Raw genomic sequence first — 22,517 nt, forward strand, 5'->3', positions numbered from 1 at the left:
ATGCTCAAAAATGTAACAATCCTTGCCGTTGCCGCTTTGGCCGCCTGTTCTGCCCCTGCCGACCGTCTTGCACTGACAGCAGCGCCGTCAGCGCTTGAATTGCGCCCGCTTGTGCGCAGCGCGATGGTGCGCACCGTGTCATTGCCGACCTATGCCGCCGCCGAAGAAATCGCCACACAAACCGCCGAAGGGTTGATTGCAACCGATGACAGCGTGCTTTGGGCGGATGATCCGCAGCGCGCGATCACCTTGGTCATTGCCGATACGTTGGGCGATATTCTGAACACCGATGTCGGCCCCGATCCTTGGCCCTTTGTCGGGCTTCCAGACGTTGCGATTGATATTCGGGTCACCCAGATGCTGGCAGGTGCCGACGGGCAGTTCCGCCTGTCCGGCCAGTTTTTTGTCGGGGGTGACGGGATCGATTTTCGCAATAGCGCGCACCGCTTTGCGATCAGCCAGCCGATGCCGGATCAGTCTTTGTCCAGCATCGCGACCGCACAGGCCGCCGCGTTGCTGGTATTGTCAGAAGACATTGCGCGCACGCTAGCCCGCTAGTTTGACCCAAGCCGCATCGCGTTTGGATGACCGCACGCAGGCATCCACAAAGCGCATGCCTTGCAGCCCGTCCTCGATGGTCGGGTAAAGCACGTCCTTGCTGACCTGTTTGCCGTCGCGGTGCGCCTCGATGGCTTCTGCGGCCTCATTATAGATGGTCGCAAAGCCTTCGAGGTATCCTTCGGGGTGGCCCGCCGGAATGCGCGTCACACGCGCAGCCGCGGCACCCGTACCAGCACCGCCACGGGTCAACAGGCGTTTGGGTTCACCAAAGGGCGTAAACCAAAGCTGGGTCGGCGTTTCTTGCGACCATTCGATCCCCCCCTTGTCGCCGTAAACCCGCAACCGCAACCCGTTTTCATTGCCGGGTGCAACTTGTGAACACCACAAGGTGCCCCGCGCGCCGCCTTCAAAGCGCATCATGACATGCGCGTTATCGTCCAACGCACGACCCGGAACGAACGACTGCAAATCCGCGCTCAGCGTATCAAGCGTCAGACCGGTGACAAAACTGGCAAGGTTAAACGCATGCGTGCCGATATCGCCGGTTGACCCGCCAAGACCCGAACGCGCAGGGTCAACGCGCCAGTCGGCTTGCTTGCCCTCAACATGTTGGGTCAGCCAGTCTTGGACATATTCCACCTGCACCAGACGGATATTGCCCAGATCACCATTCGCAACCATTTCGCGCGCTTGGCGCATCATCGGATAGCCGGTGTAATTGTGGGTCAGCACGAACAGCGCGTCACTGTCATCCGCAACCTTCGCCAGTTTCTTGGCGTCAGCCATTGTCGATGTCAGCGGCTTGTCGCAGATCACATGAATGCCCCGCTTCAGGAACTCGCGCGCGGCGGCGTAATGCACGTGGTTCGGGGTAACGATAGCGACGGCTTCGATCCCGTCTTTCAGGCGGGCCTCGCGGATCGCCATGGCTTTGAAATCATCATAGGTACGGTCAGGCGCAAGACCGAGTGCCGCACCCGATGCTTGCGCCTTTTCTGGGGTGGACGACAAAGCGCCCGCCACCAGATCAAACCGCCCGTCAATACGCGATGCGATGCGATGTACCCCACCGATAAAGGCATCGTTGCCGCCCCCTACCATGCCCAGTCGAATTGGTCGTTGTGTCATCTTACAGCCCCAACATTTTGCGGTTTGCCGCGTGATCAATGTCACCGCCAGCAAAGTCATCAAAGGCGCGTTCTGTCACGCGGATGATGTGGTCTTTGACAAATTGCGCACCTTCGCGCGCGCCGTCTTCGGGATGTTTCAGACAGCACTCCCATTCAACCACGGCCCAGCCGTCAAAGTCATTGGCGGCCATTTTCGCAAAAATCGCGCCAAAATCGACCTGCCCGTCACCAAGGCTCCGGAAGCGCCCCGCGCGGTCCACCCAAGACTGGTAGCCGCCGTAGACACCCTGACGTCCGGTCGGGTTGAATTCGGCATCCTTGACGTGGAACATCTTGATCCGGTCTTTGTAGATGTCGATATTATCAAGATAATCAAGACATTGCAGCACATAGTGCGAAGGATCGTACAGCATGTTGCAGCGCGCATGCCCGTCGAGGCGTTCCAAGAACATCTCGAAGGTGACACCGTCGTGCAGGTCTTCGCCGGGGTGAATTTCATAGCAGACATCCACACCGCAGTCTTCGGCGTGATCCAGAATTGGGCGCCAACGCGCAGCCAGTTCATCAAAGGCGGCTTCAACCAATCCGGCGGGGCGCTGCGGCCAAGGGTAAACATAAGGCCAAGCCAAAGCGCCCGAGAATGACGCCATTTCGGTCAGTCCCATATGTTTGGACGCTGACAGTGCGTTTTTGACCTGTTCAACCGCCCACGCCTGACGCGCGGCAGGGTTGCCCTGCACCGACGGATCGGCAAAGCCGTCAAACGCCGTGTCAAACGCGGGGTTTACCGCGACAAGCTGCCCTTGCAGGTGGGTCGATAGTTCGGTGACAGCAACGCCATTTGCGGCGGCCTGCCCGACAAATTCATCGCAATAATCTTTGGATGCAGCGGCCTTGGTCAAATCGATAAACCGACCATCCCAGCTGGGCACCTGCACGCCCTTATAGCCGCAATCAGCCGCCCATTTTGTGATACCGTCCCAAGTATTAAACGGGGCTTCGTCGCCTGCAAACTGCGCTAGGAACAGCGCGGGTCCTTTGATCGTTTTCATTGAAATCCTCCCTGAATCGGGAAAACTATATCGTTTTCGTAATATTACGCCAGCCTAAAGTATACGTTAACGCGCAAATTGACCGGCAGACCCGCAGGAGTAGCGCAAATTCAGTCGCGGGTTTGCGCATTAAATGTGAACAGGGGCGTGCCGTTGATCGTATAGCCATTGATCAACTGCGCGGCATCCGCGCCCGTCAACCATTGCTCTAACTGTTGCGCCAGTTCATGTTTGACATGCGGGTGCCGCGCAGGGTTCACCGGAATATAGGCATATTGGTTAAACAGGACCGGATCGCCGGAAAACAGCAGTTCAAGTCCGGCCTTATTGCCAAAATTCAACCAGCTCGCGCGGTCGGAAAGGACATAGGCGTCCATCGCTGCGGCAGTGTTCAGCGCGGCCCCCATCCCTGCCCCGACAGACCGATACCAGTCGCCGCCCGGTGCGCTTTGCGCGCGTTCCCACAGCGCGCGTTCCATTTGATGGGTGCCGCTGTCATCGCCGCGGCTGACAAATATGGATTCTGTGCGGGCTATCCGCGCCAGCGCGTCACCGGCGGTTGGCGCTAGGGCAATTGCGGCGGGGTCGGCGCGCGGGCCGATAAGCACAAAGTCATTATACATGATCTCGCGCCGGTGCGTGCCATGGCCCGCGGCAATAAACGCTTCTTCTGATGTGCGCGCATGCACCAAAATCGCATCAACATCCCCCGCCTCGCCCAATCGCAGTGCTTGGCCGGTCCCGACGACCAGTAATTGCACCTCAATGGCCGTATCTTCGGCAATCGCGGGCAACAAGATTTCCGCAAGCCCCGCGTTGTGAAACGACGTGGTCACTGCCAATCTTAGGGTTTCTGCATGGGTGGCGGAAGCAACCAACGCCAAAACACAAGTAAACAAACGGATCATTCGACAATATCCCCCCTTAGTAGCGCAGCAGCCTGCGGTGTTTTCGGACTGGCGAAAAACGCGGCTGCGGGGCCGTTTTCGACGATGGCGCCCCGCATCATGAACACCACCTCGGTCGCGAGCCGTTTTGCCTGCCCGATATCATGGGTCGCCATGACAATCCTTGTACCTGACGCGTGGGCCGCAAGCAAAATGGTTTCGATTTCGCGGGTGGCACGCCCGTCAAGGCTGGCACATGGTTCATCCAGAAAAACGATCTCGGGGGCGGTGATCAGCGCACGTGCCAGCGCCAGCTTTTGCTGTTCGCCGCCCGAAAGCTGTGGCGCGGGCTGTTCCAATGCGCGGTCAAGCCCCACGCGCGCGGCCCAGCCACGCGCCATTTGCGCAGCCTCCGGTTTTGCCATCCCGTTCAGCCGCAAAGGATAGGTCAGGTTGTCCAGAACACTGCGCCGCAACATGATGGGCGATTGAAACACAAAACCTTGCCGTGCGCGCGCCTGATCCAACGGCACCTGCCAGACAGTATCCCCTTGCGCCAGCCTTTCCAGCCCGTGCAGCGCGCGCAAAAGCGTGGTCTTTCCGGCGCCGTTTGGCCCCAGAACAATCGTTAACCCCTGCCCGCCAATGGTCAGATCAACCGGGCCAAGCACGATCTTGCTGCGCCGTTTCACAACGGCACCCGACATTGTCAGCGGTAGAACCGGCGTTACCATTTGCCCTCCCTTTCCGTGCGTCCGACCGTGTGGATCACGATATTGACAGTCACCGCCAGCCCGATCAGCACAAAGCCAAGCCCGAGCGCGCGCGCAAAATCGCCCTTACCCGTTTCCAACGCGATGGCCGTTGTCAGCACCCGTGTTGCGTTGTCGATATTGCCGCCCACGATCATGATCGCGCCGACCTCGCCAATGGCGCGACCAAACCCCGCGAGCGCCGCCGTCAAAAGCGCGCGCCGCCCGTCCCAGATCAGCGTCTTGACGCGCTGCCATTTGCTGGCCGACATTGAAATCAGCAGATCATGGTAATCGGCCCAAAGGTCACGCATCGCCTGATGCGCAATTGATGCAATCAGCGGTGCAATGATGATGACCTGCGCGATGATCATGGCCGTGGGCGTAAACAACAGCCCCAGCACCCCAAACGGCCCCGAGCGCGAAAACAGCAGGTAAACGATCAGCCCGACCACCACCGGCGGCAACCCCATCAGCGCATTAAGCACTGCAATCACCAACCGCCGGTGCCGGAACCTGCGGATCGCAAGCCACGCCCCAAAGGGCAAAGCGATGCACGACGCAATCAGCGTCGCGGTTACCGTAACGCGCAACGACATCAGCGTGATCGCGACCAGATCCGGATCAAGGGTCACAACCAGCCAGAAACCGGATGCCAGCCCTTCCCAAATATCCCCCATGCGTTGCAGCCCTTATGTCGTCCCTTGGGCAGGGTTTCACGCAACGCGCGGGCGTTCAATGAAAATCAGAAAGTTGCGGATGCCTTGCGGGTTTTCTGGCCCGCACGGATAAACGCGCCGACAAAGATCAGGGTCAGCACAAGGATCACGGTCGGCGCAGGCGCGCTGTCGATGAAAAAGCTGATATAGATGCCCGCAAACCCTGAAATCAGCGTTACCGCCACGGCAATCACCAGCATCAGCCCGAAACGCTTGGTCAACAGGAACGCAATCGCCCCCGGTGCGATCAGCAGACCGATGGCCAGAATGATCCCCACCGCCGAAAGCGTGGCAACAATTGTCATCGAAATCAGCGTCAGCAGCCCGTAATGCAGCCAGCCGACCCGTAGCCCCACGGCCTGCGCTTGCACCGGATCAAAGGCATGTAGCAGAAAATCGCGCCGCTTGGCCAAGATCACCAGCGCGACAAACCCTGCGATAATCCCCGCAGTCCACAGATCGCCCGCGCTGACCCCCAGCATGTTCCCGAACAGGATATGATCCAGATGCATATCCGTGGTGATTTTTGTGTAAAGCACGATGCCAAATCCAAACATCCCCGAAAACACGATCCCCATCACGGTGTCTTGCTTTACGCGGCTGTTATCGGCCAGAAATCCGGTGCCCACGGCGCAGACCATCCCCGCGACAAAGGCCCCGATAATCAGCGGGATATGCAGCAGATAGGCCAGCACCACACCGGGCAAAACCGCGTGACTGATCGCATCGCCCATCAGCGACCAGCCCTTAAGAACAAGGTAGCATGACAGCAGGCTGGTTGGCACCGCGATGATTGCCATCATCAAAAAAGCTTTGTTCATAAAGGCAAATTGGAATGGGAAAAGAAGCGTCTCCATCATGATGCCCTGAGTGCAGCGGCGGCGCGGCGGCGCGCGGCCAGATAGCCATGTTTGGGCGCAAAGATGAACACCGTCAAAAAGATCAGCGTTTGCAAGGTCACGATCAACCCGCCCGTGGCACCATCCATAAAATAGCTTAAATATGCCCCGACAAAGCTGGTCCCTGCCCCGATTGCCACGCTTAGTATCAGCAAACGCGGGAAACGGTCGGTCAGCAAATAGGCGGTCGCCCCCGGTGTTACCACCATCGCGATCACCAGAAACGCGCCGACCGTTTGCAAGGCCGCAACGCAGGATGCCGACAACAGCGTGAAGAACACCACTTTCAATGCATCCACCCGCAGCCCGATCGACCGCGCGTGGGTTTCGTCAAAGAAGGTAACCATCAGGTCTTTCCACTTGGCCAGCAGCACCGCCAAGGTCACAAACCCGATGATCGCAAGTTGCAATGTGTCCGACGGGGTGATTGCCAGAATATTGCCCATTGTAATGGTTTCCACGCTGACCGATGTGGGCGAAAGCGACACCATAAACAGGCCAAGCCCGAAGAATGATGTAAAGATGATCCCGATGATCGTGTCTTCTTTCAGGCCCGAACGCTGGTTCAAAAACAGCATCGCCCCCGCCGCCAGCCCGCCTGCCGCAAAGGCGCCCAGTGCAAATGGCAGCCCCAGCATATAGGCCCCCGCCACTCCCGGAACGATGGCGTGCGAAAGTGCATCACCGATCAGCGACCAGCCTTTGAGCATCAGATAGGCCGATAAAAACGCACAGACACCGCCCACCAGCGCACTGACCCACATGGCGTTGAACATATAGCTATAGCCGAACGGTTGTAGCAGCGTGTCGATCAATTGCCGCCCCCTTCATCATAGACGACAAAGGGGCGTTCATCGTCCGAGATCACGGTGATCTGACGACTATCGTCATCGTCATGCAGATCCGACCCGCCCAGTACGAAATGGCGCAACACGCCACCAAAGGCCAATTCAAGGTTTTCGCGGGTAAATGTCGTTTCAGTCGGGCCAAACGCCAGCACGGTTTCCTTGACCAGCACGGTGCGGTCGCAAAATTCGGGGACAGAGCCAAGATTATGCGTCGACACCAGCATCACCCGACCTTCATCGCGCATATCGCGCAACAGTTGGATAATCGCGTCTTCGGTTTGCACATCGACGCCTGTGAACGGCTCGTCCAGCAAGATCACCTTGCCGTCTTGTGCCAGCGCGCGGGCCAGAAACACACGTTTACGCTGGCCACCAGAAAGCTCACCAATCTGGCGGTGCCGGAAATTTGCCATGCCAACGCGCGCCAAGGCAGCGGTGACGGCATCCTGATCGGCCTGTTTGGGGCGGCGCAGGAAACCCATATGGCCATAGCGCCCCATCATCACCACGTCTTCGACCAGCACCGGAAAGGTCCAGTCGACTTCCTCGGATTGCGGCACATAGGCGACGATGTTCTGGCGCAGGGCTTCTTTGACCGGCATGCCCAGCACGCTAATGCTGCCGCCCGCGGCAGGCACAAACCCCATGATCGCCTTGAACAAGGTCGATTTGCCAGCCCCGTTGACGCCGACAAGTGCGGTAATTGTGCCTGTAGGTATGTCAAAACTGGCGTGGCGCAAGGCGGTATGCCCGTTGCGATAGGTGACCGTCACATCATCCGCGACAATGCCTAAGGTCATTGGGTCAGCCCCAGCGCGATGGTTTCAGATGTCACACGCAGCAGGTCAATATAGGTGGGCACCGGCCCGTCAGATTCTGTCAGGCTGTCCACATATAGCACCCCGCCATAGGTCGCACCGGTTTCACGCGCGACCTGTTCGGCAGGGGCTTGGGATACGGTACTTTCGCAGAAAACGGCGCTGATATTGTGTGCGCGGACGGTATCGATCACGTGGCGCACCTGTTGCGGCGTGCCTTGGGCATCGGCGTTAATGGGCCACAGATACAGTTCTTGCATCTCGAAATCGCGCGCCAGATAGCTGAACGCGCCTTCGCAGCTGACAAGCCAGCGGTCTTGCGCTGGGATCGCCATAATGGCCGCGCGCAAGGGTTCAATCGCTGCGGTAATTTCGGCCTTATAGGCATCGGCATTTGCGATATAGGTTTCGGCGTTGGCGGGATCATGCAGCACAAACGCATCGCGGATATTATCGACGTAAACCAGCGCGCTTTGCAGGCTCATCCATGCGTGGGGGTTTGGTTTGCCTTCATATTCACCCGACGCAATGCCGATCGGCGTGATACCGTCGGTCAGTGTGACACTTGGCACGTCACCCAGATTGTCCAGAAACTGCGCAAACCAGAGTTCAAGGTTCATCCCGTTCCATAATATCAGATCGGCATCATGGGCGCGGATAATATCGCGCGGGGTTGGCTGGTAGCCGTGGATCTCGGCGCCGGGTTTGGTGATGCTTTCGACAATGGCCGCATCCCCCGCCACATTGCGGGCCATATCGGCGATCACGGTGAATGTTGTGACCGCCTTGAACCGGTCATCCGCAAGCCCCGCAGTCCCCGCAAAAAGAAACGACAATAAGATCAATGCACGCATTGGAAGGCTCCGGGTTATTTGCTTTGTTTCTGCATATGAGAATTATTCGCAACTGTAAATGCCGTAAGTAAAAGGAAATTCTTGGCGGCCCCCAAAATTGGCAAATTCACGTTTATGCGAAATCGCGCAGGAATCCTGCGCGAAAAGCAAATTCCAACCAAGAAGCGCAACACGTATGAAGCAGGCGATTTTCCCTAGATTGCAGAATGGGCAGAACATATGGCCCAAGTATTGCGCATTTCCCACCCACATCGCCTGAAACAAAGAATCTTTGCCTTTCACGTTGCAAATTAACGTCATGACCGTTTTAGTTGGAGGTGAAAATACCAATCCTCGGGGGAGCTGGTTTGTCAGAAGCGATAAGCGACACAGCGTTTGTAGAATTCGAACGCGTACAAAAAAGTTATGACGGCGAAAATCTTGTTGTAAAAGATCTGAACCTGTCGATGCCAAAGGGCGAATTTCTTACCATGCTTGGGCCGTCAGGGTCCGGCAAAACCACCTGCCTGATGATGTTGGCGGGCTTTGAAACGGCGACACACGGGGCAATCCGGCTGGACGGCGTTTCTATCAACAACATCCCGCCGCATAAACGTGGCATCGGCATGGTGTTCCAGAACTACGCGCTATTCCCGCATATGACAGTGGCCGAAAACCTGTCCTTCCCACTGGAAGTGCGCAAAATCGGCAAATCAACCCGCGAAGAAAAAGTCATGCGTGCTCTAGGCATGGTGCAAATGCAGGATTTCGCCGGACGCCGCCCTGCGCAGCTTTCTGGCGGGCAACAGCAGCGGATCGCGCTGGCGCGTGCGCTGGTGTTTGAGCCGGAACTGGTGTTGATGGATGAACCGCTGGGCGCGCTTGATAAGCAATTGCGCGAAACGCTTCAGTTCGAGATCACAAATCTGGCGCATGAATTGGGCATTACGGTTGTTTATGTGACCCACGACCAGACCGAGGCGCTGACAATGTCGGACCGCGTGGCCGTGTTTGACGATGGCCGCATTCAACAACTGGCCCCGCCAGATGAACTTTACGAAGCACCCCACAACAGCTTTGTCGCGCAATTCATTGGTGAAAATAACACACTTGAAGGCGTTGTTCAGGAAATCAAGGGTAATAGCTGTATTGTACGCCTTGACAGTGGTGACGTGATCGACGCGATCCCTGTTAACGTCAGCAAAGTCGGCGAACGGACCAAGGTTTCGATCCGCCCCGAACGGGTCGAGGTCGATAAATCGCGCCTCAGCCCCGATGCACATACGCTCAAAGCCGAAGTGCTGGAATTCATTTATATGGGTGACATTTTCCGCACGCGGTTACGGGTCGCGGGCACAGACAACTTTGTTATCAAATCACGCAACGCCCCTGATCAGGTCCGCCTGACACCGGGCAGCCAGATCGATATCGGCTGGCTTGCAGAGGATTGCCGCGCGCTTGATGCGTAACGGCTGAAACAGGGCTGGCCTTCGCCCGGAAGGCCGGCTCGCACGCAATAATCCGGGTAAACTAACGGGAGACTACAATGAAATTGACCAAAGCACTCATGGCCACTTCGGCTCTGACGCTGGCTGGCACAACAGCCATTGCTGACGGCCACATGGCCAACGAAATGACAATCGTCAGCTGGGGCGGCGCGTATTCCGCGTCACAACAAGCTGCCTACCATGACCCCTATATGGCGAACACTGGTGTCACGATCGTCAACGACGAAAGCTCAAACGAAGCGGTTGCGAAACTGCGCGCGATGAACGAAGCGGGCAACGTGACCTGGGACGTTGTTGACGTTGTTGCGTCTGACGCGATCCGCCTATGCGACGAAGGCCTCGCAATGGAAATCGACGCGGATGAAATGCTCGCTGATGGCGATGACGGCTCAACCGCCTCCGAAGATTTCGGCGACTTGCTGGTATCCGACTGCTTTATTCCGCAGATCGTTTATTCGACAACTGCGGGCTACCGCACAGACATGGTTGGCGATACACCGCCAACATCGATCTGCGCATTCTTCGATCTCGAAGCTTACCCAGGTATGCGTTCGCTTGAAAAGCGCCCAATCAACAACATGGAATGGGCCCTGCTTTGTGACGGCGTCGCCAAAGAAGACGTCTATGACGTTCTGGCAACCGAAGAAGGCCAGGCACAGGCATTTGCCAAGCTTGACACCATCAAAGACAGCGTTGTCTGGTGGTCTGCTGGTGCGGACACCCCTCAATTGTTGGCCGACGGCGAAGTCGTCATGGGCACAACATACAATGGTCGTCTGTTCAGCCTGATCGTCGAGCAAAACCAGCCTGTTGACATGCTGTGGGACGCGCAAGTGTTTGACCTTGACGGTTGGATCATCCCCGCGGGCCTGAGCCCAGAGCGTGAAGCACGCGCATTGGACTACATCCGCTTTGCGACAGACACACAGCGCCTTGCTGACCAAGCGAAATATATTTCCTACGGTCCAGCACGTGCATCCTCTGCGCCACTGGTTGGTCAGCATGCGGAACTTGGTATCGACATGGCACCACATATGCCAACCGATCCTGCAAACGCGACAAACACCTTCTTGTATAACTACGAGTGGTGGGCCGATTATCGCGACGATCTGGATGCAAAATTCCAGAGCTGGCTCGCACAATAAGCCATAATAATTGCGCAAGGTGGGGCAACCTGCCTTGCGCATTTTCATCTTTGGGAATTTATGATGCCAAAAGGCTATATCATCGGCCATATCACGGTGAATGATCCTGATGCCTATCAGGAATACATCACCAGAGACACGCCCATGATCGCAGCCCACGGTGGCAAGCCTATTGTGCGCGGTGGACCGTCAGAAGTGCCCGAAGGGGCCGTATTTGACCGGCACGTGATCTTTGAATTTCCAGACTACGCAAGCGCCAAGGCGCTTTATTATTCCAAAGAATACCAAGAGGTCGCGCGTATTCGCCGCGAAAACGCAACAAGCATGATCATCTTGGTCGAAGGGGTTTAGACACATGGCAGAGCAAGTCCTCGCCGCAGACGGCACACCACTCAAGGCGAGCCTCAACCGCGCATTGCGCCGCCAAAAGATGCGTGCGCTGGTCCTGATCGCGCCCCTGCTTTTATTTATTATGCTGACATTCATTATCCCGATCGGACAGATGCTGTTCCGCTCGGTTGAAAACAGCATTGTCGCAGATACAATTCCACGCACCGTTGTCGCCTTGGACAATTGGGATGCCTCGGGCGACGCCGAACCCGACGAAATTGTGTTCCAAGCGCTTTTCTATGACCTGTTTGTGGCATCCGAAGCCAAGCTTCATACACGACTTGGATCACGCCTGAACTATGAAAGCTCTGGCATTTCATCACTATTTCGCAAATCCGGCCGCGGGCTTGATGATATCGCGGACGTCTATAAAGACGCCTTTGTGGACCAAAACGACGTATGGGCTGATGGGGCGTTCTGGTTCGAAATGATGAATACGGCCGATGGCGCGCCAAGCGCCGATGGTGTATTTGCACAACAGCGCGACCTGCTTGGAAACCTGACATCGTCAAGCGTGCGCAAGAACATCGGCTTTCTTCCTAATCAAGAAATTGCACGCGCACTGCCCCTCACCACGCAAACATATACCGAATGGGCGCTTTATGTCGCGAACTTCGACGACGACGTCGTTGCAGACGAAAAACCTTGGGAATCCGTCTATGCTGCTCTTTTTGACGACCTGCATGCACCTGGCGCCGCAGAGCGGTTGGCAAACTATACCGGGACTGGCGCAGACGAACTAAATTCCGCGCTCGCAATCGTGGATACGATTCCAGATCAACCTTACCACGCCGCGTTTGCAGATCTGGATGATGGTTGGCTGTCACCGGACGTGTGGCGAACCATTCAGGCATACGCGCCGCGCTTTACGAGCGGCTATTTCTTGAATGCAATCGACCTGCAAAACACAGATGACGGCGTTGAATGGCGCCCAGAAAACGAACAAATCTACCTGACCCTGTTTGTACGCACGATGATCATGTCAATGACCATCACCATTAGCTGTATCTTGCTGGGTTACCCCGTCGCTTGGATGTTGGCGAACCTGCCTGCGCGCAAAGCGAACATGCTGATGATCCTTGTGCTTTTGCCGTTCTGGACATCGCTTTTGGTGCGCACATCCGCATGGAAGGTGCTGCTGCAAAATCAAGGGGTGATCAACGATCTGCTGGTCTGGGCCGGTTTTGTGGCCGATGACAACCGGCTGGCGCTGATCAACAACGCGACAGGCACCGTCATTGCGATGACGCATATCCTGCTGCCGTTCATGATCCTGCCGCTCTATTCTGTGATGCAAACCATTCCGATAAGCTATCTGCGGGCGGCCAAATCGCTGGGCGCGACCAACTGGACAGCCTTCTGGCGGGTCTATTTCCCGCAGTCTGTGCCGGGTATCGGGGCGGGGTCGATCCTCGTGTTTATCCTGTCGATCGGCTACTACATCACGCCCGAAATCGTCGGCGGGACCAAAGGTGTCTTTATCTCCAACCGGATCGCCTACCATATCTCAAGCTCGCTTAACTGGGGTTTGGCAGCGGCACTGGGGGCCATCCTGCTGGCTATCGTTCTGGCGCTTTACTGGGCCTATGACCGGATCGTCGGCATCGACAATGTAAAACTAGGAGGCTGATCAGATGAGCTTGCCAATCTATGCAACCACCGGTCAAAAGATCTGGTACTACAGCTTTCGCGTGATCGTGGGGTTGATCCTGTTTTTCCTGATCGCCCCGATCATCATCATCATCCCGCTGTCGTTTAACGCCGAAAACTTCTTTACCTTCACGCCCAAGATGCTGGCGCTGGACCCCGAAGGCTATTCGCTCAAACATTACCGCGACTTTTTCTCGAACCCTGACTGGATCAGACCGTTGCAGAATTCGCTGATTATCGCACCATTTGCGACGATCATTTCGGTATCATTGGGGACATTGGCGGCAATCGGCCTGTCGCAATCGCATGTGCCGTTCCGGCGCGGGATCATGGCCATCCTGATTTCACCGATGATCGTTCCGCTGATCATTTCGGCGACGGGCATGTTCTTTTTTTACAGCCAGATGGGCCTGTGGATGGAGGAAACATTCGGGATTTCCAAATCGCTTTCGGGCTATATCAAAGTGATCTTGGCGCATGCTGCACTCGGTATCCCCTTTGTGATTATCACGGTAACCGCAACGCTTGTAGGCTTTGACCAATCGCTAACGCGGGCTGCCGCCAATATGGGCGCTACACCCACCGTCACGTTTTTCCGGGTGCAAATGCCGCTCATCCTGCCCGGTGTGATTTCAGGCGGTTTGTTCGCCTTTATCACATCATTTGATGAGGTGGTTGTGGTGCTCTTTGTAGGGGCGGCTGCGCAGAAAACCCTGCCTTGGCAGATGTTCACAGGGCTGCGCGAACAGATCAGCCCGACGATTTTGGCGGTGGCGACGGTACTTGTTGGGATTTCAATCCTGCTACTTGCCACGGTTGAAATGCTACGGCGCCGGTCGGAACGCCTGCGTGGCATGTCACCCAGCTAAATTCAGCGCAAAGGCAGATCCAATCGGGTCTGCCTTTTGCATTGGCGCAGATCATTTTTTGCGAAAACTGATCCCCCGCCGCCGCTAGGCCAGAATATGCAGCCAACCCCAAACCGTCACAATCGACAATCCGGTGCCGATCAACACCGCAGAGGCCGCGACCCTTTTGGCCCGCCCGTACATATTCGCAAACACATAGGCATTGACCCCTGGCGCCATTGCGCTGGTCAGGATGGCCGAGCGTGTGGCAGACAGGCTCAGGTCGTTCAGACCCGCCAGAAGCCAGACAATGACCGGATGCAGCACCAGTGAAATCGCGACCACAAACAGGATGGCGCGCATATCGCCTTCGGGCCGATATTGGTACAACACGCCGCCCAAACCGAACAGCGCCGCAGGCAAAGCCGCCCGCGCAATCAGCCCGAGCGCATCGTTCATCACATTTGGCACAGGGATCCCGCCAAGGTTCACCACAAACCCGAGGCTGATCCCGATGATCAACGCATTGCTGAACATCGCCTTAAGCACCTTGCGCGGCAGTGCGGCGACACTATTGCCCCAATTACGCGCAATCTCCATCGCGGTGATGCCAACCCCGTAACAAAACGGCGAATGGATCGCGATAATGGCATAATTCGCCTCGAGTGCGTCAGGCCCGTAGGCGCGTTCGGTAATCGGCAGGCCAAGCAAAAGCGAATTGGAAAACAGCCCGCAAAATCCGAAGGCCACGCAGTCTTCCCAGTCGCGCTGAAACAACACACGCGCGCCGGTGAACGCCGCAATGAACCCCGCCAAAGCACCGGTGTAGAAGGAAAACAACAGCGAAAAGTCGAAATTCTGTTGCAGATCTAGCGTCGAGATCGCCAAAAACAACAGGCAAGGAATGGCGAACCCTTGGGTGAATTTCATCAGCCCGTCGACGGCACTTTGCGAAAAATACCCTTTCCAGACTGCCAGATAGCCAAATCCGATCACCAAAAAAACGGGCATGATTACGTCGATCAATGCGCTCATGGCGGGGGATCCTTTGGGTTAGGGCAAATCAAACGATAGCGTCATGCCATCATAGGCGGGCTGTACATGTGCAGGCGTTTCTTGCGCCACTGTCGCATAATCCAGATCATTATGCATATTGGTAAGTACCGCCTGTTTGGGCTGCGCGCGTGTGATCCATTCCAGCGTTTTTGCAAGATGCGCATGCGACGGATGCGGCGCACGGCGCAGCGCGTCGATAATCCAGCAATCAAGCCCCTGCAATTTGGCCCAAGTTTGTGCGGGAATGTCGGACACATCCGGAATATAGGCAATATTCCCGATACGGAACCCGAACGCGCCGATTTCGCCATGGGTGACGCTAAGCGGGGACAGCGTGATCGCCCCCCCTGCCCCTGAGATCGTCACATCGCCGTCCATCACATTAAGATTGCAAATCGGCGGGTACGATGACCCCTCGGGCGTCTCGAAAATATAGCCGAACCGGTCGCTAAGCGCCTTTGCCGTGTCAGGGTCCGCCCAAACGGGCAGCATTTCGCGGGTGTTGAAAACTACCATGCGCAGGTCATCAATCCCGTGTACGTGATCCGCATGCGCGTGGGTATAGACCACCGCATCCAATGTCCCCACATCCGCAGCCAGCAACTGGCTGCGCAAATCAGGCGAGGTATCAATCAGCACACGTGTTGCGCCCTGCCCGTTCGTGCGGGTCAAAAGGATCGAACAGCGCTGCCTGCGGTTCTTGGGGTTTTCGGGGTCGCAATCGCCCCAAAGCCCGCCCAGTCGCGGCACGCCGCCCGACGACCCACAGCCCAGAATGGTTACTGCGATTTGGTCGCTCATGCGCGTGCTTTCCAAAACAGCCGGTCAAAATTTTCGGTCGTCTGGCGCGCGAAATCGACGTAATCCATGCCGAACGCCTCTGCCCCGATTTTTGCGGTAAAGGCCGCATATGCGGGTTCGTTGCGTTTGCCACGGTGCGGCGGTGGCGCAAGGTAGGGGCTGTCGGTTTCGACCAAAATCCGGTCAATTGGCGCGCTTGTGAAAATATCGCGCAATTCCTTGCTTTTGGGGAATGCAGCGATGCCCGACATCGACAGGTAGAACCCCAGATCAAGCGCCTTTGCCGCCAGCGCGGCAGAGCTGGAAAAACAATGCATCACGCATGTATAGGCGCCGTTTGCATATTCCTCGGCCAGAATACGCGCCATATCGTCGTCAGCCGCACGCGCATGGATGATCAGCGGCAGCTTGGTTTCGCGCGCCGCCGCGATATGCACACGCAGGCTTTGCTGCTGAATATCCATGCTTTCGGCGGTGTAATGGTAATCAAGGCCGGTTTCACCGATGCCCACAAATTTGGGATGCGCCGCAAGCGCGACAAGTTCATCCACACTCGCCAATGGCTCCTCGGCCGCGCTCATCGGGTGGGTGCCTGCGGCATAGAACACGGGCGCAAATTTTTCGGCGATGGCGCGCACTTGGGGTTCCAGTCGCAGCCGCGTGCAAATTGTCACCATCCGCTCCACGCCTGCGTCCAGCGCGCGCTGGATCACTGCGGGGCGTTCTTCATCGAAATCCGGGAAATCAAGATGGCAATGGCTATCGACGATTGTAGGCTGTGTCATGGGGCGGCTTTCAGGCGGCAGCGACGCCAAGCGCCGTTTCTTCGATCTTGAAAATCATATCAAGGATCAAGGCCGCGGGGTCAAGGTTCACCGCGCGCCCATGGCGCGACCTGTTTGACAGATCTTGCTGGAGCTGCGCCCATTTGCGGGCCATGTGGTCATTCGGCGCGATCCGTGCAAGCAACGTCGCCTCGCCCGCCGCACCTTCGGTCAGCGGTTGCCCCAACAGGCCTGCGCGGGCTGCGCGCGACAAGAATAGATCAATCAGGTCCAGCGCCATACCATAACGCACATCCGCCGCACGCCCCGCGCAGCTATCCGCAAGCTTAAGCGCCAGCGGCCTGTCAATGCGCGGCATGCCGTCGAACAGGCGGATCAGTTCGGCATAAAGCTGTAGACCATTGTGGTTCAACAACCGGATCGCATCGCCCGCCGACCCGCCCGCCAATGCGGCCAGATGATCGGCATGCGCGGGCTCTTGTCCGGCTTGTGTCAGTGCCTTTTGCAAATCATCAGTGCCCAAAGTGCTGCAGCGCAACACCCGACAGCGCGACCGGATCGTCGGCAAGAGCCGCGAAGGCTGGTGCGCAATCAGCAAGATCACCGTGTTTGCAGGCGGCTCTTCGAGTTCTTTCAAAATAGCATTGGCCGCGTTGCGGTTCAATTCATCCGCCGCATCAACAATGACAACGCGCCGCCCGCCATCGGCCGATGACATCTGAAAAAATGTCTTGAGCTTGCGCACAGCATCCACCGTAATTTCGGCGCGCAGTTTTTTGGTCTTATCATCCCAAGTGCGGCGGATCACCGAAAGGCGCGGATGGGCGCCCGACTGGATAAGGCGGGCATCGGGATGCGCAGGATCAACGGCAAGCGTGGGATCACCAAACAGCCCTCCCCCCTGATCAGCCAGCAAGAATGTCGCTATTTTCCAGGCTAGTGTGGCCTTGCCAACCCCGCGCGGCCCCGTGATCAGCCAGCCCGAATGCATACGGCCGGATTGATAGGCGTCCAGAAAATCAGCCTCGGCTTGGGTCTGCCCGAAAAGCACAGGGGTCTCGCGCGGGTGCGGCGCGCCCTCGATCCGGTCGGGTTCTGGCAGCGCGTCGTCGCTCATAGGTGCGCTGCGATTTCGCTGGCGATCTGGTCTTGGGTGCGGTTGCCGTCAATCAACACACAGCGGTCCGTCTGCGCATGGGCCAGCGCCAGAAACCCGTGGCGCAGGGTTTCCTGAAAGCCCAGACCAAAATCTTCAAACCGGTCTTCGCCGGATTTGCGTGCAAGCCCGCGCGCCAGCGCCGTGGCCGGATCCATATCAATGATAAAGGTCAGATCGGGTTCGCGCCCGATCATCAGGCTATGCAACCGGTCGACCATCGCGCGCAAATCGCCACGGGTCGAACCCTGATAGACGCGGGTGCTATCGGCAAAGCGGTCGCAAATCACGATCTGCCCATCTGCCAGCGCGGGCTGGATCGTCTTTTCAAGATGGTCACGCCGCGCTGCGGTAAACAGCAAAATTTCGGTTTCTGCCGACCAGCGGTCAGTGTCACCAGTCAACAGCAATTGCCGGATTTCTTCGGCACCGGCGCTACCGCCGGGTTCGCGGGTCAAGATAACTTTACGTCCGCGCGCGCGCAGGTGTTCGGCCGCCATCCGTGCCTGCGTGGATTTTCCGGACCCGTCGATCCCTTCAAAGGTAATAAAATGCGGCTGGTTCATGCGGCGTCGTCAGCCGCACCGGATTGCGGGCCGAATTTTGTCCAAAGCACAAGCGCCGCCGTCCGTAGCCGCGTGGCAAAGCCGCCAACAGGCACATCGGCATCCGCCACAAGCGGAATGCGTTTTTCGGGCAAGCCGTCAAGGTTAATCACCAGTTCCGCCAGCGGATCACCCGCCACAATCGGTGCCTGAATCGGGCCGTTATAAATTACTTGGGCCTCAACGTTGCCTTGGTTCAGCACAGGCACCAGCATTGACAGATCTTCGGCAACGGTTAGCCCGACCGTTGGCCGCGCGCCCATCCAGACATCCGCCGTCGCAATCCGGTGACCTGCATCCACGACATCCTTTTGCGCAAATTGCCGGTAAGCCCAGTTCACCAGCCGTTCGGCCTCTTCTGCGCGGGCCTGTTCGGATGGCAGCCCCGTCAGCACAAAAATGATCCGGCGGTCGCCCTGTTTGGCAGACCCGACAAGCCCGTAACCGGCTTCGGTTGTGTGTCCGGTCTTGAGCCCGTCCGCGCCGATCCCCAATGACAGTACCGGATTGCGGTTGCGCGAATTGCTTGGCACGCGGCCGTCAAAGGCAAATTCACGTTCGGCGAACAGCGGGTAATAGGTTGGAAAATCGCGGATCAGCGCATCGGCCAGAATGCCAAGATCTTCGACCGACATGCGGTGCCCTGCCGCGGGCCAGCCGTTGGAATTGGCAAAGGTAGAATTTTCCATGCCCATCTGTTGCGCGCGCTGGGTCATCATCCGTGCGAAACCGGCTTCGGTTCCGTCAGGCGACAGGGTTTCAGCCAGCACCGCACTTGCGTCATTGCCCGAAAGGATAATCACACCGCGCAGCAGGTCTTCGACGCGCACGCGGTCGGTGGTGTCCAAAAACATCGAAGAGCCGCCATAAGCCGCCGCATGGGTAGAAACAGGCAATTCCTCGTCGATATTGAGCCGGCCATCGGCGATGGCCTCGAAGGCCATATAGATGGTCATCAGCTTGGACATAGAGGCAGGCGGCAATGGCACGTCTTCGTCCTTGGCCAAAAGCACGGTGCCGGTCGTCTGGTCAAAAACATAGGCCGCGCGGGCGCTTGTATCGAAAGTCTGTGCAAAGCCCGCTGTCGCACCAAAACAAAGCGCGATCACGGCGAAACGTAGCTTGAAAAAGGTCATCTGGTCTATGCTCCGAAGTTGGGGGCTATTCGGCGGCTTCAAGGACAAAGGCATCCACAAAACCAAGCGATTTCAGCTGTGCCAGCGTTGCATCATCGGGCACTGGGCCGGCCACGACGCGCCACACCGTGCGCCCGCCCGCATCCTGCGGCTCGACCGCGGCAGGAATGCCCGCAGCGCGAATGGATTGCGCGGCGTTATTTGCGTTTACCTCGACGCTAAAGACACCGATCTGCGCAATCGGGGCGCTGACGGCGGCAGTGGTCGCGGCGGCACCACCATCAAGCGCCGTCACGCTGACTGCCGCGCTTTCGGCGGCTTCGACTTCGGCAATTGCAGCCGCAGCCGAAGCAATCGGATCAGCGGCAGGTGCGGCATCCAATGCGGTTGCGGCAACTGTGACCGGCGCCGCAAGGCTGGCAACAACCGCGTTATCGGCGGGATCTTCGGCGACCTCTTGCGGCTCTTGCGCCACGTCGATTTCTTCGCGGCGCAATGCGATCACGCTCAGTTCGGTCGGGGCGCCCGCCAAAAGCCCCAGCGACTCTGCCGCGTCAGACGACACTTGCAGCAACGGTCCGGGGTTTTCGCGTTCACGGCGGAACAATGCCCCGACAATCGACTGGCCATTGGCAGGGTTGCGGATGATCACGCGCTCGGGGTCTTGCACATCAGGGTGGGCCACCCAGATACCTCCAAGTGACGGACGCCCATCCCATAGCCCACGATCGGTCACGTCAAAAATGTCAGGGCGTTCCACATCGCGGTCACCGCGCACCACGCGCGACGCATCCGCCGTTGCAGGGGCCGCCGCTGTATCTCCGCGCGCGCCAAAAATCCCGTCGCCGCCTTCTTCGCAGGCCGCCAGCCCCAATGCTGCTACCAACATAATCCCGAACGGTGCGCGATGCCCGATCTTGAAAAAACTGCCTGTCATGTCTCGCCCCTATGTTCCGCCCCTGAAATTTCACGGGGATCGCGCCGTTTTCCAGCTGCATTCATAATCTACCGCCAAATAAGACGCTGCCACCTAAGGTGACAAACGTGCGACGCGGCATCTGCTTTGGCGAACGATAACGCCATGCGGCAAATTAGGGAAGTGGCATCACAAAAATGTCGGCGAAATCCCCCAATGCAAAAAGTTGCTTTTCGAATCATTTCTTTACCGTTAGAGACCGCCCCACGGAGGCTTGGCAGAGTGGTCGAATGCACCGGTCTTGAAAACCGACGAGGGTGAAAGTCCTCCCAGGGTTCGAATCCCTGAGCCTCCGCCATTACCCATATGACGCACCGGGTAAATCGCAAAGCTGTTGCAGCTACATCATATTTCACCTCACATTGCGCAACGCTTGACGCGTTACGAATACCCTATGTTTACGGGTCGTGACGCACGCATTGTATCGCGAGGAATGGCGGAACAGCTTGGCTGGCTCACCCCAGCCCGCGACGCCCTGGATATCTTGCCACATATACAAAGGCCCCGATCCGCTGATCGGGGCTTTATGTTTGCTAGCGGCGGCCTTTTGGGCGTCTGATGAAACGCAGCATATCGCCCGCCATGATGCACCCGTACGGATCGATCCAGTCGACGATCTGCGCCATTCCAAAAGATTCAAATTGCGCGGCAACCGCAGCAGCAGGCTTATAGCTCGATGGCAGCTCGGACGCGTCAACCTTGCCACGAAGATAAATATCCCCGCGCCGAAAGACGAAATTATGCTCGTTCCAGAACCTTTCGCTAGCAGACGCCCCGGCCGCCTCCATCGTCGCCTGATGGATTGAGTTATGGTTAGTCTTTGTCCACTTGCGGATAATCTGCAACGCATCCCAATAGGCCGTAAAGAGCTTTGCCCCTGGCCCACGCGATCCGTGATGCGTGATCAGCGCCGTATGGCCCGTCGCGCGCGACTTGCCAACAAACAAGAAATGGTTGCCAGAGTTTGAATAGGTGCACTGTACCAGCTTGATACATGCGCAAACAGGCAAACGAGGATCAATGATTGCAGCGCGTCAAGAAAACCAACAACGCTTGGTCATTTCAAATCGGACCAAGCTTTACAGCTTAACAATGGTGTGTTCGGCATCCACTTCATGAAAGGCATATTGCCGTTAAGGAGCGCTGAAGTGGCGCGAGCGGAATTCAAAGTACGCATCGAGCATGTGCCGTTTGGTCTCCCCGATATGTGGAACTGCTCAAAAATGATACAGAAACAGAAAAATATTAGCGCGTTCGCGGTTTTTTCTTAACTTTGTTACGGTTTTATGAGAATTATTAGCCGAATAGCGTGTATTGGATCACGCATTTGGTGTTTTGGCGCTTTGTGTTCTCAGGAAGGAATTAAAATGAAATTTGATCGTAATATTTCAACAGGATTGGTATCAGTCGCCGCTTTGGCTGCAGCCGGATCCACAGCAGCAGCTCAGAATTTTGACGGCACATATGTCGGTATGTACTACGGTGCAGTGTCTGGTGACTATCCGTCGACTTCTTCAAGTGAAGACTACGCGTTTGAAGATCAGACTGCATTTGGCGTATTTGCCGGTAAAAACTGGTCCGCGTCCGGCAACCTGACCGCTGGTTTGGAAGTCGCGCTTCAGACAACCAACACCTATGAAGAAGACAGCGAATATTACCTGAACCACCTGACTGACGTTAAGTTCAAGGTCGGCACAGAATTCGCTCTCTCTGACATGCCTGTTCTGGTTTACGGCTTTGCCGGCGTAAGCTTGGGTTCAGCTACCGCTGAAGATGGCGACGAGCCATATCTGGCAATCGGTGGCAACCTCGGCTTTGGTGCTGACGTGAAGGTATCAGATATGCTGTCAGTTGGTATCGAGCATACACAGCGCGAGATGTCGTCACACTACACCGACGACAATGCGACTGTCGGTAACGGCACAACTTCATTCCGTGCGGCGATCCACTTCTAGGACCGCT

The 22,517-nt window shown here is 57.0% G+C and carries 24 protein-coding genes and 1 tRNA gene; 8 read left to right on the top strand and 17 right to left on the bottom strand.

From position 1 onward, the window contains the following. Complete coding sequence (locus BM320_RS08920; protein ID WP_090199122.1) at positions 1-558, top strand: PqiC family protein; 558 nt, start codon at positions 1-3, stop codon at positions 556-558. Here the strand turns inward: BM320_RS08920 and BM320_RS08925 are convergent. The 9 genes from BM320_RS08925 to BM320_RS08965 all read right to left on the bottom strand — a co-directional run bounded on the left by BM320_RS08925 (position 547) and on the right by BM320_RS08965 (position 8,520). Beyond that, complete coding sequence (locus BM320_RS08925) at positions 547-1,689, bottom strand: Gfo/Idh/MocA family protein (RefSeq protein WP_090199125.1); 1,143 nt, start codon at positions 1,687-1,689, stop codon at positions 547-549. The genes BM320_RS08920 and BM320_RS08925 overlap by 12 nt on opposite strands. A gap of 1 nt (position 1,690) precedes the next feature. Beyond that, positions 1,691-2,743 (bottom strand): sugar phosphate isomerase/epimerase family protein, encoded by a 1,053-nt coding sequence (locus BM320_RS08930; RefSeq protein WP_090199128.1) that lies wholly within the window; start codon positions 2,741-2,743, stop codon positions 1,691-1,693. A gap of 110 nt (positions 2,744-2,853) precedes the next feature. Next, positions 2,854-3,651, bottom strand: coding sequence for an ABC transporter substrate-binding protein (locus tag BM320_RS08935; RefSeq protein ID WP_090199130.1), 798 nt, complete (start codon positions 3,649-3,651; stop codon positions 2,854-2,856). Further along, on the bottom strand, positions 3,648-4,364 hold the full coding sequence (locus BM320_RS08940) for an ATP-binding cassette domain-containing protein (RefSeq protein WP_090199133.1): 717 nt from the start codon (positions 4,362-4,364) through the stop codon (positions 3,648-3,650). Before BM320_RS08940 ends, BM320_RS08935 begins: the two co-directional genes overlap by 4 nt. Further along, positions 4,358-5,062 carry an ABC transporter permease gene (locus BM320_RS08945; RefSeq protein WP_090199135.1) on the bottom strand — a complete coding sequence of 235 codons (705 nt, stop codon included), beginning with the start codon at positions 5,060-5,062 and terminating at the stop codon, positions 4,358-4,360. The genes BM320_RS08940 and BM320_RS08945 overlap by 7 nt, the downstream gene beginning before the upstream one ends. A gap of 65 nt (positions 5,063-5,127) precedes the next feature. Then, positions 5,128-5,961 (bottom strand): metal ABC transporter permease, encoded by an 834-nt coding sequence (locus BM320_RS08950; RefSeq protein ID WP_278246422.1) that lies wholly within the window; start codon positions 5,959-5,961, stop codon positions 5,128-5,130. Next, complete coding sequence (locus tag BM320_RS08955) at positions 5,958-6,815, bottom strand: metal ABC transporter permease (protein WP_090199140.1); 858 nt, start codon at positions 6,813-6,815, stop codon at positions 5,958-5,960. Before BM320_RS08955 ends, BM320_RS08950 begins: the two co-directional genes overlap by 4 nt. Then, on the bottom strand, positions 6,812-7,648 hold the full coding sequence (locus tag BM320_RS08960; RefSeq protein WP_090199142.1) for a manganese/iron ABC transporter ATP-binding protein: 837 nt from the start codon (positions 7,646-7,648) through the stop codon (positions 6,812-6,814). The genes BM320_RS08955 and BM320_RS08960 overlap by 4 nt, the downstream gene beginning before the upstream one ends. Continuing rightward, entirely contained in the window at positions 7,645-8,520 is an 876-nt protein-coding gene (locus BM320_RS08965) for a metal ABC transporter substrate-binding protein (RefSeq protein ID WP_090199145.1), read from the bottom strand. Before BM320_RS08965 ends, BM320_RS08960 begins: the two co-directional genes overlap by 4 nt. Before the next feature lie 347 nt (positions 8,521-8,867). On the opposite strand from BM320_RS08965, the gene BM320_RS08975 reads away from it, so the two are divergent. The 5 genes from BM320_RS08975 to BM320_RS08995 all read left to right on the top strand — a co-directional run bounded on the left by BM320_RS08975 (position 8,868) and on the right by BM320_RS08995 (position 14,061). Next, positions 8,868-9,968, top strand: a complete 1,101-nt coding sequence (locus BM320_RS08975) for an ABC transporter ATP-binding protein (RefSeq protein WP_090199151.1) — start codon at positions 8,868-8,870, stop codon at positions 9,966-9,968. A gap of 77 nt (positions 9,969-10,045) precedes the next feature. Then, positions 10,046-11,152, top strand: a complete 1,107-nt coding sequence (locus BM320_RS08980; RefSeq protein ID WP_090199153.1) for an extracellular solute-binding protein — start codon at positions 10,046-10,048, stop codon at positions 11,150-11,152. A 63-nt stretch (positions 11,153-11,215) separates the two neighbouring features. Beyond that, positions 11,216-11,503, top strand: a complete 288-nt coding sequence (locus BM320_RS08985) for a DUF1330 domain-containing protein (protein WP_090200507.1) — start codon at positions 11,216-11,218, stop codon at positions 11,501-11,503. Positions 11,504-11,507: 4 nt separating this feature from the next. Beyond that, positions 11,508-13,172: an ABC transporter permease gene (locus tag BM320_RS08990; protein WP_090199156.1), complete on the top strand. Its 1,665-nt coding sequence runs from the start codon at positions 11,508-11,510 to the stop codon at positions 13,170-13,172. A gap of 4 nt (positions 13,173-13,176) precedes the next feature. Next, on the top strand, positions 13,177-14,061 hold the full coding sequence (locus BM320_RS08995) for an ABC transporter permease (protein ID WP_090199158.1): 885 nt from the start codon (positions 13,177-13,179) through the stop codon (positions 14,059-14,061). Between the two features lie 84 nt (positions 14,062-14,145). On the opposite strand, the gene BM320_RS09000 is transcribed toward BM320_RS08995, so the two are convergent. From BM320_RS09000 to BM320_RS09030, 7 genes are read right to left on the bottom strand one after another with little or no spacing between them, the layout of a single operon-like run. Further along, positions 14,146-15,075, bottom strand: coding sequence for an AEC family transporter (locus BM320_RS09000; RefSeq protein WP_090199161.1), 930 nt, complete (start codon positions 15,073-15,075; stop codon positions 14,146-14,148). 18 nt (positions 15,076-15,093) lie between these two features. Further along, positions 15,094-15,897, bottom strand: coding sequence for an MBL fold metallo-hydrolase (locus BM320_RS09005; protein WP_090199163.1), 804 nt, complete (start codon positions 15,895-15,897; stop codon positions 15,094-15,096). Then, the gene (locus BM320_RS09010; protein ID WP_090200509.1) at positions 15,894-16,682 is read right to left on the bottom strand and encodes a TatD family hydrolase; all 789 of its coding nucleotides are present in this window, start codon (positions 16,680-16,682) and stop codon (positions 15,894-15,896) included. Before BM320_RS09010 ends, BM320_RS09005 begins: the two co-directional genes overlap by 4 nt. 10 nt (positions 16,683-16,692) lie before the next feature. Next, a complete protein-coding gene (locus BM320_RS09015; RefSeq protein ID WP_090199166.1) occupies positions 16,693-17,799 on the bottom strand; it encodes a DNA polymerase III subunit delta' in 1,107 nt (368 codons plus the stop codon). Beyond that, positions 17,796-18,404, bottom strand: a complete 609-nt coding sequence (tmk, locus tag BM320_RS09020; protein WP_090199168.1) for a dTMP kinase — start codon at positions 18,402-18,404, stop codon at positions 17,796-17,798. Before tmk ends, BM320_RS09015 begins: the two co-directional genes overlap by 4 nt. Beyond that, positions 18,401-19,579 (bottom strand): D-alanyl-D-alanine carboxypeptidase family protein, encoded by a 1,179-nt coding sequence (locus tag BM320_RS09025; RefSeq protein WP_090199171.1) that lies wholly within the window; start codon positions 19,577-19,579, stop codon positions 18,401-18,403. The genes tmk and BM320_RS09025 overlap by 4 nt, the downstream gene beginning before the upstream one ends. Positions 19,580-19,604: 25 nt before the next feature. Beyond that, positions 19,605-20,516 carry an SPOR domain-containing protein gene (locus BM320_RS09030; RefSeq protein ID WP_090199173.1) on the bottom strand — a complete coding sequence of 304 codons (912 nt, stop codon included), beginning with the start codon at positions 20,514-20,516 and terminating at the stop codon, positions 19,605-19,607. Between the two features lie 247 nt (positions 20,517-20,763). Here BM320_RS09030 and BM320_RS09035 point away from each other — a divergent pair. Continuing rightward, positions 20,764-20,853, top strand: a tRNA-Ser gene (locus BM320_RS09035). A gap of 235 nt (positions 20,854-21,088) precedes the next feature. Here the strand turns inward: BM320_RS09035 and BM320_RS09040 are convergent. Further along, positions 21,089-21,502 carry a hypothetical protein gene (locus BM320_RS09040; protein ID WP_207496864.1) on the bottom strand — a complete coding sequence of 138 codons (414 nt, stop codon included), beginning with the start codon at positions 21,500-21,502 and terminating at the stop codon, positions 21,089-21,091. 420 nt (positions 21,503-21,922) lie between these two features. Here BM320_RS09040 and BM320_RS09045 point away from each other — a divergent pair, with 420 nt between their 5' ends. Continuing rightward, positions 21,923-22,510, top strand: a complete 588-nt coding sequence (locus BM320_RS09045) for an outer membrane beta-barrel protein (RefSeq protein WP_165615014.1) — start codon at positions 21,923-21,925, stop codon at positions 22,508-22,510. Positions 22,511-22,517 lie beyond the last annotated feature (7 nt).

This window comes from Yoonia tamlensis, assembly GCF_900115105.1.
GTDB lineage: Bacteria > Pseudomonadota > Alphaproteobacteria > Rhodobacterales > Rhodobacteraceae > Yoonia > Yoonia tamlensis.